The sequence below is a fragment of the uncultured Rhodoblastus sp. genome (assembly GCF_903903185.1).
Taxonomy (GTDB): domain Bacteria; phylum Pseudomonadota; class Alphaproteobacteria; order Rhizobiales; family Beijerinckiaceae; genus Rhodoblastus.
This window is the reverse complement of the sequence record NZ_CAIUXT010000084.1, coordinates 1-10385: the sequence shown is the minus strand read 5'-3', so window position 1 is coordinate 10385 and position 10385 is coordinate 1. Positions and strand designations below refer to the sequence as shown.

The 10385-nt window shown below is 59.8% G+C and carries 9 protein-coding genes; all 9 read left to right on the top strand.

Going from position 1 to position 10385, the window contains the following annotated elements; genetic code table 11:
- Nucleotides 1-336: MucR family transcriptional regulator (locus QZY01_RS08180; protein WP_294535695.1), on the top strand; the 336-nt coding region annotated here is incomplete at its 5' end.
- Nucleotides 337-613: 277 nt separating this feature from the next.
- On the top strand, nucleotides 614-2212 hold the full coding sequence (locus tag QZY01_RS08175; RefSeq protein ID WP_294535692.1) for a class I SAM-dependent DNA methyltransferase: 1599 nt from the start codon (nucleotides 614-616) through the stop codon (nucleotides 2210-2212).
- A 75-nt stretch (nucleotides 2213-2287) separates the two neighbouring features.
- On the top strand, nucleotides 2288-3403 hold the full coding sequence (locus QZY01_RS08170) for a Fic/DOC family N-terminal domain-containing protein (RefSeq protein ID WP_294535689.1): 1116 nt from the start codon (nucleotides 2288-2290) through the stop codon (nucleotides 3401-3403).
- Nucleotides 3404-3568: 165 nt separating this feature from the next.
- A complete protein-coding gene (locus tag QZY01_RS08165) occupies nucleotides 3569-4873 on the top strand; it encodes a restriction endonuclease subunit S (protein WP_294535687.1) in 1305 nt (434 codons plus the stop codon).
- The gene (locus QZY01_RS08160) at nucleotides 4870-5127 is read left to right on the top strand and encodes a hypothetical protein (protein ID WP_294535684.1); all 258 of its coding nucleotides are present in this window, start codon (nucleotides 4870-4872) and stop codon (nucleotides 5125-5127) included. The genes QZY01_RS08165 and QZY01_RS08160 overlap by 4 nt, the downstream gene beginning before the upstream one ends.
- Nucleotides 5128-5180: 53 nt before the next feature.
- Nucleotides 5181-6281 (top strand): ImmA/IrrE family metallo-endopeptidase, encoded by a 1101-nt coding sequence (locus QZY01_RS08155; protein ID WP_294535681.1) that lies wholly within the window; start codon nucleotides 5181-5183, stop codon nucleotides 6279-6281.
- A complete protein-coding gene (locus QZY01_RS08150) occupies nucleotides 6278-6784 on the top strand; it encodes a DUF4411 family protein (protein ID WP_294535678.1) in 507 nt (168 codons plus the stop codon). The genes QZY01_RS08155 and QZY01_RS08150 overlap by 4 nt, the downstream gene beginning before the upstream one ends.
- The gene (locus tag QZY01_RS08145) at nucleotides 6781-9951 is read left to right on the top strand and encodes a type I restriction endonuclease subunit R (RefSeq protein WP_294535675.1); all 3171 of its coding nucleotides are present in this window, start codon (nucleotides 6781-6783) and stop codon (nucleotides 9949-9951) included. The genes QZY01_RS08150 and QZY01_RS08145 overlap by 4 nt, the downstream gene beginning before the upstream one ends.
- A 155-nt stretch (nucleotides 9952-10106) precedes the next feature.
- On the top strand, nucleotides 10107-10385 hold a 279-nt coding region (locus QZY01_RS08140), incomplete at its 3' end, for a transposase (RefSeq protein WP_294535672.1).

Below are 10385 nucleotides of genomic sequence, written 5' to 3'. Positions count from 1 at the left end.
GCGGGAATAAATGCATTTCGCGACGATTTCGTCGTCGATGCACCGAATGTGGAGCCTTTTCTTCCCATCAAGGCATCCGTCTGGAGTGACAAGATTATCTGTCTTGAATGCGGAAAAAGCTTTGCGACTCTCAAGCGGCATCTACTGGCAGTACATAAGCAGACCGATATCGAATACCGTAAGAAATTCGGCCTGTCCGGGGACTACCCGATGATTTGCGAAGAATTTGAAAGCAGCCGGCGCCAGCTGATGCTCGACCACGGTGCTTTCAAGCCGCTCACCAAGGAGGAACGAAAAAACCGTCCTCCCAAATCAAAAAAGGATATCACCCAATAAATAGTTGTGCGGGAGCCAAAAACAGGGCTCCCGCATCTCTAAGTATTTCAATGTTATTATTTTTTGCGCAACCAAGTATCTGTTTCCGGAGAGAGTTATGTCTCGAAGTCCGGGACGATCTGCGTCAGGCCGCGCGGCGACTCCCATCGCGGCCCTTCGGAAGGGTCGAGTGTTTCCTCCGAGGAGTCATGATAGGACTCGGCCGGCCGACGCGTTGGCGGCTGAAACAGTGCATTTCAACGCGCCCAATTCGGCGCCAAAGATTTTGAGGATTGAAATGCCAAGAGGCCGCCCGAAAAAAGACGCCACCAGCGCAGCAGCTGAGCCCTCGACCAAGAAATCCAAGACCAACGGCAACGGCGCCAATCTCGGCTTCGAGGCCCAGCTTTTCCTCGCCGCCGACAAGCTGCGCAAGAATCTTGAGCCTTCCGATTACAAACATGTCGCCCTCGGGCTGATCTTCCTCAAGCACATTTCCATCGCCTTCGAGGCCAAGCACGCCGAGCTTTTGGCGGAAGACCCGCTGGCCGCCGAAGACCCGGATGAATATCTCGCGGAAAACGTGTTCTGGGTGCCCAAGGAGGCGCGCTGGTCGCAATTGCAGGCCAGCGCCAAACAACCGACCATCGGCAAGCTGATCGACGACGCCATGGCCGAGATCGAGAAGGCCAACCCCGGCCTCAAGGGAGTGCTGCCCAAGGATTACAACCGCCCGGCGCTCGACAAGGTCATGCTGGGCGAGTTGATCGACCTGATTTCCAGCATCGCCACCGGCGAGCCCGGCGACAAGGCCAAGGACCTGCTCGGGCGCGTCTATGAATATTTCCTCGGCGGCTTCGCCGGATCGGAAGGCAAGCGCGGCGGCGAGTTCTATACGCCCCGCTCGGTTGTGGGGGTGCTGGTCGAGATGCTGGAGCCCTACAAGGGTCGCGTCTATGACCCTTGCTGCGGCTCGGGCGGCATGTTCGTCCAGTCGGAGAAATTCGTCGAGAGCCACGGCGGACGGCTCGGCGACATCGCCATTTATGGGCAGGAGAGCAATTACACCACCTGGCGGCTGGCCAAGATGAACCTCGCGGTGCGCGGCATCGACGCCGACATCCGCTGGAACAATGAAGGCAGTTTTCACAAGGACGAGTTGAAGGACCTGCGCTTCGACTATGTCCTCGCCAATCCACCGTTCAACATTTCCGATTGGGGCGGCGAGCGGCTGCGACAGGACACGCGCTGGACTTTTGGGGAGCCGCCAGCCGGCAACGCCAATTACGGCTGGCTTCAGCACATTCTCTGGCATCTCGCGCCGAATGGAACGGCGGGCGTCGTGCTCGCCAACGGCTCGATGTCGTCGGCGCAATCCGGCGAAGACGTGATCCGCCGCGCCATGGTCGAGGCCGACGTGGTCGATTGCATGGTCGCCCTGCCCGGCCAGCTTTTCTATTCGACCCAGATTCCGGCCTGCCTTTGGTTTCTGGCCCGCAACAAGAACCCCGGCGGAAAACTGCGCGACCGGCGCGGCGAGGTTTTGTTCATCGACGCGCGAAAACTCGGAACGCTGGTGGACCGCACCCGAAAAGAGTTTTCGGACGAGGACATTGCAAAGATCGCCGAAACCTATCACGCTTGGCGCGAGGGTAAGGATTTCGACGATGTCCCCGGCTTTTGCAAGGCGGCGAAGCTGGAGGAGATCAGGAGCCATAACCACGTTCTGACGCCGGGACGCTATGTCGGGGCGGCGGATGTCGAAGATGATGAAACGCCATTCCCCGAACGCTTTGCCGCGCTCCAAAGCACGCTGGAAAGCCAGTTTGCCGATGCCGAGCGCTTGACGCGGCTGATCCGCGAACGGCTGGCGAGCATCGGGCCGGACGCGGCGTGATCGAATGACAAATTGTTTAACACGTCCGACAAACATGTTAAAAAAAACCAATTTTTATAACAAGACGCGGGCGACATGTTAAAGGCGACCTACCATTTGCCCGATCTGCCGCCGCCCGTCGATCTGGATACGGTGCGCGTGTGGAAGGCGCTGGCCGCCGCCAATCGCGCCCTGGCGGAACTGAAAGGCAGGGCCGCCACCATCCCAAATCAGGGGATTTTGATCGACACGCTGGCTTTGCAGGAGGCCAAGGCCTCGTCGGAAATCGAGAATATCGTCACGACGCAGGACGAATTGTTTCAGGCCGACCTGTTTCCGGAAGGTCCGCAATCGGCGGCGGCCAAGGAGGTCGCGCTTTATCGCAATGCCTTGCGGCTGGGTCATCGGCAATTGGCCGAGACGCAGGGGATCATCTCCAACAATACGCTGATCGAGATGTTCCGCCTGCTCAAGGGGCGGGAGGACGGATTTCGCGACACGCCGGGAACCGCCCTGAAAAACGATCGCACCGGAGAAATCGTCTATGTGCCGCCGCAGGATGGCGCCGCCGTGCGGGCGCATATGGGCGCGCTGGAACGATTCATCAACGATGACGCCGCCAGCCCGCTCGATCCCTTGATCAAGATGGCGCTCATCCACCACCAGTTCGAGAGCATCCATCCCTTTTCGGACGGCAACGGCCGCATCGGGCGCATTCTCAACGTGCTCTATCTGACCCGGACCGGATTGCTCGATATTCCCGTGCTCTATCTCAGCCGCCATATTACGCAGACCAAGGCCGATTATTACCGCTTGCTGCAAGCCGTGCGCGACGCCGAAGGCCCCGAGGCGGCGGCGCGCGCCTGGGAGAACTGGGTGATTTATATGGTGCAGGCGGTGGCGAGCACGGCGACGACGACCTTGAGCCTCGTCGAGGGCATCCGCTTCCAGATGGCGTCCGTCAAACAGAGGATGCGCGCCGAAATGCCAAAACTCTATTCGCAGGATTTGCTCAACAACCTGTTTCGCCATCCCTATACGCGGATCGATTATGTCGTGCAGGACCTCAAGGTGACGCGCCAGACGGCGGCAAGACATCTCGACACGCTGGCCGAACACGGCTTTGTCGCCAAGCATCAGGCCGGGCGCAGCAATTATTACATCAATCAGGAACTGGTGCGCCTGTTCCTCGATGTTTCCGGGGGGCAATGATGGACGGGCTCATTTTGGGTAGGGGCGCGGACAAGGCGGGCGCCTGCGCGGGTTTATCCGCTTTCTGCACGGCGAGGATGTTGGAGGAAACCATGGTGCACAATGACGTTCTGACGCGGGGGCGAGAATTGGATACTGAAATTCAGAAAACCTTCGGATTATTTCATGCCCCCGCATAACTGGCGAGAGCGCAAAATTGGCGAACTCGTGGCTTCTGGAATTTTGGATGTTTCCGATGGCTACCGGATGAAAAATGAAGAGCTTGGCTCTTTTGGCATTCCGTTTGTCCGTGGCGGGGATATTGGCGACGGTTGGATCAACACGAATACGATTGATCATATTCGGCCGGAGTTTGTTGCCCGTCTTCAAACGAAGCTCACTCAGCCGGGAGACGCCGCGTTCATTACCAAGGGAACCGTAGGCAGAGCGGGATACCTGAGAGAAGGGCAGCCACAAGTCGTGTTTGCTCCTCAAGTTGCCTATTGGCGATCCCTAGATTCAACCAAACTTGTCCCCCGTTTCTTATTTTATTTGATGAAGAGCCCGGCGTTCGCAGCTGCGTTAGACGCTGACAAGACACATGGCGCGATGGTCGCCGATTACGTAAGTATCTCTCAGCAGCTAAATTTCAAATTCTTATTTCCTCCGGCTTCCGAGCAGCAGGTGATCGTATCCATTCTTGGCGCGCTCGACGACAAGATCGACCTCAACCGCCGCATGAACGAGACGCTCGAAGCGATGGCGCGGGCGATCTTCAAGGACTGGTTCGTCGATTTCGGCCCCACGCGGGCGAAGATAGAAGGCCGCGCGCCCTATCTCGCGCCGGACATCTGGGCGCTGTTCCCGGATCGGCTGGATGATGAGGGAAAGCCGGCTGGTTGGAGTGAACTGCCGCTTGACCAAATCGCGGATTTTCTTAACGGTATCGCCCTTCAGAAATATCCTTCATTGGGGGCGGATTTTCTCCCAGTAATTAAGATCGCACAGCTTCGCGCAAACAACGTCGATGGAGCAGATCGGGCCTCAACCGACGTAGCCCCGGCCTATGTCATCGAGAACGGCGACGTGCTTTTTTCTTGGTCGGGTAGCCTTCTTCACCGGGTATGGACAGGGGGGCGCGGCGCGCTGAACCAACATTTGTTCAAGGTCACATCTTCGAAATGTCCGAAATGGTTTTTCTTCCATTGGATCGGACATCACATGACCGACTTTCAGTCAACAGCGGCTTCTAAAGCAACAACGATGGGGCATATACAGCGCTATCATCTTACTCAAGCAGTGACAGTTGTTGGTGACGATCCCCTTATGCGGGCAGCAGACGCGATTATTGGACCGCTCTTTGATCGTGCCATAGCGAACGACTTTGAAAATCGATCGCTAGCGAAGACCCGCGACCTCCTCCTCCCCAAACTCATGTCCGGTGAAATCCGCGTGAAGGCCACCGAAAAAATTGCAGAAGCGGCGCAATGAGCAGCCTCAACGAAATCGACAAACGCTACCTTGAAACGCTGCTCGGCATGCAGAGCGGCTTTGTCCCCGATTATGAAGGCGGCCTGCTGAAACGGGATGTGAAAAAATTCAGCCACGGCCTGCGAGATTTCAGGAACTATATTCATCCTTACGAGCAAATGGTTTCGGGCTTCTCTCCCGATGAGCACACCGCTAAGGTTTGTTTTAAGGTTCTGAAGGCGGCGCTGGCCAGCGTCGCGGGTGAACGAGGATGACGCGAGCGGCGGTCAATCCAGACCTTCTCACCTGGGCGCGCGTGCGCGCCGGGATGGAGCCGCTCGACCTCGAACGCCGCTTCAAGAAGCTCGACGCCTGGGAGTCCGGCGAGGCCCAGCCGACACTCAAGCAATTGGAGGCTTTCGCGCACGCCGTGCATGTGCCGGTCGGCTATTTGTTTTTGCCACGGCCGCCGGAGGAGCCGCTGCCTATTCCGGATTTTCGGACGATCGATGGCCGCGCCGCGCGGAGGCCAAGCCCGAATCTTTTGGACATGGTCTATGCCTGTCAGGAGCGACAAAGCTGGTATCGCGAATTCAGCCTTGCAAACCGTTCCCGCGGAGTCGAATTCGTTGGCAGCAGAAGATTGAGCGATAGGCCGGAAGGCGTCGCCGCCGAAATGTCCCGGGTCCTTGAGTTTGACCTTGAGGCCAGGGCCGCATGCCGCACATGGGAAGAGGCGCTGCGGCTGTTTGTCAGCCTCGCGGAGCAAGCCGGCGTGCTGGTGATGGTAAGCGGCGTGGTGCTCTCCAACAATACCCGCACACTGGACCCGGAGGAGTTCCGAGGCTTTGCGCTGGCTGATAATCGCGCGCCCCTCGTGTTCATAAACGGCGCCGACAGCAAGGCCGGGCAGATGTTCACCCTGGCGCATGAGTTGGCGCATCTTTGGCTTGGTTCTTCCGCAATCTCGAATGCGAGTGCGGCCCCGCTCTCTGGCTATCGGAGGGAAGAGGTTTGGTGCAACGCCGTGGCGGCGGAGCTTCTGGTTCCGCTCTCCGCGTTGCGACCGGCGCTGGAGCCGGGGGAGCCGTTAAGCGCAGCTCTTCAGCGGCTGGCGCGGCGGTTCAAGGTCAGTACCTTGGTTATCTTGCGGCGGCTGCTCGATGCTGGCTGGCTGACCCGACCGGCTTTTGAAACGGCGTGGCTCGATGAGCGGGATCGTCTAAAGGAGCTTGCTGCCCGCAGTGGTTCCGGCGGGGGCGATTTTTATCGCACAACTTTATCGCGCGTGAGCCGGCGCTTTGCGCGCGCCCTTGTCGAAAGCACCCTTGAGGGGCAGACGCTCTATCGCGACGCCTTCCGTATGCTTGGCGTCGCCAAAACCGAGACGTTCAACAATATTGGCCGCGAACTGGGGGTCATGCCTTGACCCGTTATCTTTTAGACAGCAACATTTTCATCCAGGCGAAAAACTTGCACTACGGTTTCGATTTCTGCCCTGCCTTTTGGGACTGGATGGCAGGCCAAAATGGCGCAGGCAAGGTCGCCAGCATCGACAAAGTGGGCGACGAATTGCAGGCCGGCGCGGATGATCTATCCGACTGGGCGGTTGCGCAGGGGAGCGGTTTTTTCCTGCCGCCCGATGGCGCCGTGCTGCCTGCCTTGTCGCGGGTCAGCACATGGGCCACGGGGCAAAATTATGAAGCCGCCGCTATTTCGACCTTTTTGCAGGTGGCCGATTACTGGCTGGTAGCGCATGCGCTGGCGCATGGTTTCACTGTCGTCACCCATGAAGTGCCGGCGGCTTCCGCGCGCAAAATCAAGATTCCAAATGCCTGTGTCGGTCTCAGCGTGCCATGCATCAGCCCTTACGAGATGCTGCGGCGGGAACGGGCGCGTTTTGTCCTCGGCGGTGGCGGGGCGCAATCATGAGCGCATTCGTCGAAAGCCACGTCGAAGAAGCCACGCTCGCCTGGCTGGAGGAACTTGGATATTCCGTCGCCAATGGCTTTGAGATCGGCCCCGATGGGCGACATCCGGAACGCGCCAGCTATGGCGACGTCATTTTGGCCGAGCGTCTGCGCAAGGCGATCCACAAGCTGAATCCAGAACTTTTGGCGGAAACACGCGAAGAAGTTCTGACCAAGATCCTGCGGTCCGAAACGCCCTTGCTGATCGCCGAAAACCGCCGCCTGCATCGCTACATGATCGAGGGCGCGCCGGTCGAAGTGCGGCGCGAGGACGGGACCATCAGCGGGGAGCAGGTCCGGCTGATCGATTTCGACGATCCCGACGCCAACGACTGGCTGGCGGTGAACCAGTTCACCGTCATCGAGCAAAAAACCAACCGCCGCCCGGACGTTGTGATCTTCGTCAATGGACTGCCGCTCGCCGTCATCGAGTTGAAAAACCCCGGCGACGAAAACGCGACCATCGACGGCGCGTTCAACCAGTTGCAGACCTACAAGGCCCAGATCGGCTCCCTGTTCCGCACCAATGCGGCGCTGATCGCATCGGACGGAATCTCGGCGCGGATCGGTTCGCTTACCGCCGACCGCGAAAGGTTCATGCCCTGGCGGACGGTCCATGGCGACGATCTCGCGCCCAAGGGAACGCCGGAGCTTGAGACGGTTCTCAAGGGCGTGTTCGACCGCCGCCATTTCCTCGATATCCTCAAGGATTTTATCGTCTTCGGCGACACCGGGAGCGATGTCGTCAAAATCCTCGCCGGCTATCATCAGTTCCATGCCGTGCGCCGCGCGGTGACCTGCACGCTGGCGGCGACGGCGCCCGGCGGCGACCGCAAAGTCGGGGTGATCTGGCACACGCAGGGCTCTGGCAAGAGCCTGCTGATGGCTTTTTATGCCGGCCAGATCATCAAGCATCCGGCGATGGAAAATCCGACGCTGGTGGTGCTGACCGACCGCAACGATCTCGACGACCAATTGTTCGCGACCTTCAGCATGTGCAAGGACCTGTTGCGCCAGACCCCGCTTCAGGCCGAGGACCGCGACCATTTGCGGAAACTGCTGGATCGCCCATCCGGCGGCGTGATCTTCACGACCCTGCAAAAGTTCACGCCGGAAGCCGGCGCAGCCGATTATCCGGTTCTGACCGACCGCCGCAATGTCGTCGTCATCGCCGACGAGGCGCACCGCAGCCAATATGGTTTTGGCGCCAAGGTCGAGCGAAAGACGGGCGAGATTTCCTATGGCTTCGCCAAATATTTGCGGGACGGCCTGCCCAACGCCTCTTTCATCGGTTTTACCGGAACGCCGATCGAAAAGGAGGACGTCAATACGCCGGCGGTGTTCGGCGACTACATCGACATTTACGACATCAGCCGGGCGGTCGAGGATGGCGCGACGGTGCCGATCTATTATGAGAGCCGGCTGGCGCGGATCGAACTCGACGAGGACGAAAAGCCGAAGATCGACGGCGAGATCGCCGAACTGACCGAGGACGAGGCGCAGACCGAACAGGAGCGGCTCAAGCGCAAATGGGCGAGCGTCGAGGCGCTGGTCGGCGCGGAAAAGCGCATCGCCCTGGTCGCCGAGGACATTGTCCAGCATTTCGAGGCGCGGACCGAGGCGCTCGACGGCAAGGGGATGATCGTCTGCATGAGCCGCCGGATTTGCGTGGAGCTTTACGACGCCATCATCAAGCTGCGGCCCGACTGGCACAGCGACGATGACGACGCCGGCGCGATCAAAGTGGTGATGACCGGCGCGGCGTCCGACCCGCTGGAATGGCAGGCGCATATTGGCAAGCGGCCCAAGGCCCGACGCGAGGCCATCGCCAAGCGCGCCAAGGACGCCAAGGACCCGCTTAAACTCGTGATCGTCCGCGACATGTGGCTGACTGGCTTTGACGCGCCCTGCATGCACACGATGTATATCGACAAGCCGATGAAGGGCCATGGCCTGATGCAGGCCATCGCCCGCGTCAATCGCGTGTTCAAGGACAAGCCCGCTGGTCTGGTGGTGGATTACATCGGCATTGCGCAAAACTTGAAAAGCGCGCTCGGGCAATATTCGGGCGGCGACCGCGAGCAGACGGGCATTGATGAGGCGCAGGCCATTCAGGAGATGGTGAAGCGCTACGAGGTCGTGAAAGCGATGTTCCGGCCCGACACGGCGGGCGGCTTTGAGTATCGGCTGGCGTTGGACCCCAAGGCGACGCCGCAGTCGCGGCTTGGCGTCATGGCCGGCGCCATGGACTGGGTGCTGACCCTCGCGCAGGAAGACGCCGCCAAGGAAAAGACGGATGAAGGGAAGAAGCGCGCCCATCGTCGCTATGCCGACGTGGTGGTGGCGCTGTCCAAGGCGTTTGCGCTGGCCGGCGCCAGTGACGAGGCGCGCGTCATCCGCGACGAGGTGGGATTCTTCCAGGCGATCCGCGCGGCGCTGCTTAAATCCCTGCCGGGCGACGGCAAGAGGAGTTCGGCGGATCGTGAGTTGGCGATCCAGCAGATCGTCAGCCGGGCGGTGGTCTCGACCGAGATTGTTGACATCATGAAGGCGGCGGGATTGCAGTCGCCGGATATTTCGATCCTGTCCGACGAATTTTTGGCCGAAGTGCGCCAGACCGGCAAAAAGAACCTCGCCATCGAGGCGCTGAAAAAACTCATCAACGGCGATGTCCACGCGCAATCGAAACGCAACGTGACCCAGGCCAAGCTATTTTCCGAGCGGCTGGAGGCGGCGATCGCCCGCTATCACGTCAATGCCCTGACGACGGCGCAAGTGCTGGAAGAACTGATCCAGCTGGCCAAGGACATCCGGGCGGCGCGCTCGCGCGGCGAGGAGTCCGGCCTGAGCGATGAGGAGATCGCCTTCTATGACGCCCTCGCCGAAAACGAGAGCGCAAGGGAAGCCATGGGCGAACCGGCGCTGCGCGTCATCGCGCATGAGCTGGTTGTCGTGATCAAGGGCAACGTCACGACGGACTGGACGCATCGCGAAAACGCTCGCGCCAACATCCGGCGGCATGTGAAGCGGCTGCTGCGGAAATATGGCTATCCGCCGGATTTGCAGGATGCCGCCGTGATCAACGTTTTGCAGCAGGCCGAGGCGCTTTCGGCGAGTTGGGCTGCTTGATTTGCAGCGGCGGCTTGTGTCGTTGGCGCCAAACTGAGCGCCATTAACCCGAAATATGCACGGCAGGCTGGCGGATGTAGCTTAAGCTCATGAAATGACGTAGGATTCGGTTGTCTAAGCCCATCCGTGCCATTTTTTGCGAGACCACATCCGCCGTGAGCGAGTTTACCCTGCCACTGCCTGGCCTGTCACCCGTCGCGCGCAAATCCGTTGTGGTCAAATTCGACGGCGGTTCGCTGTCGTCGGACGGCGGCATTCTGGCGCTGCGCGAAGTGGAGCAACGTCTCCGCGTCGCCGATCGCCTGGCCGCTTGCATCGAAGATCCCCGCGCGCCCGATTTGATCACCCATTCCCTGTCCGACATCATCCGCTTCCGCTTGTTGATGATCGCCGCCGGCCACGAAGACGGCATCGACGCCAACAGCCTGCGTGTC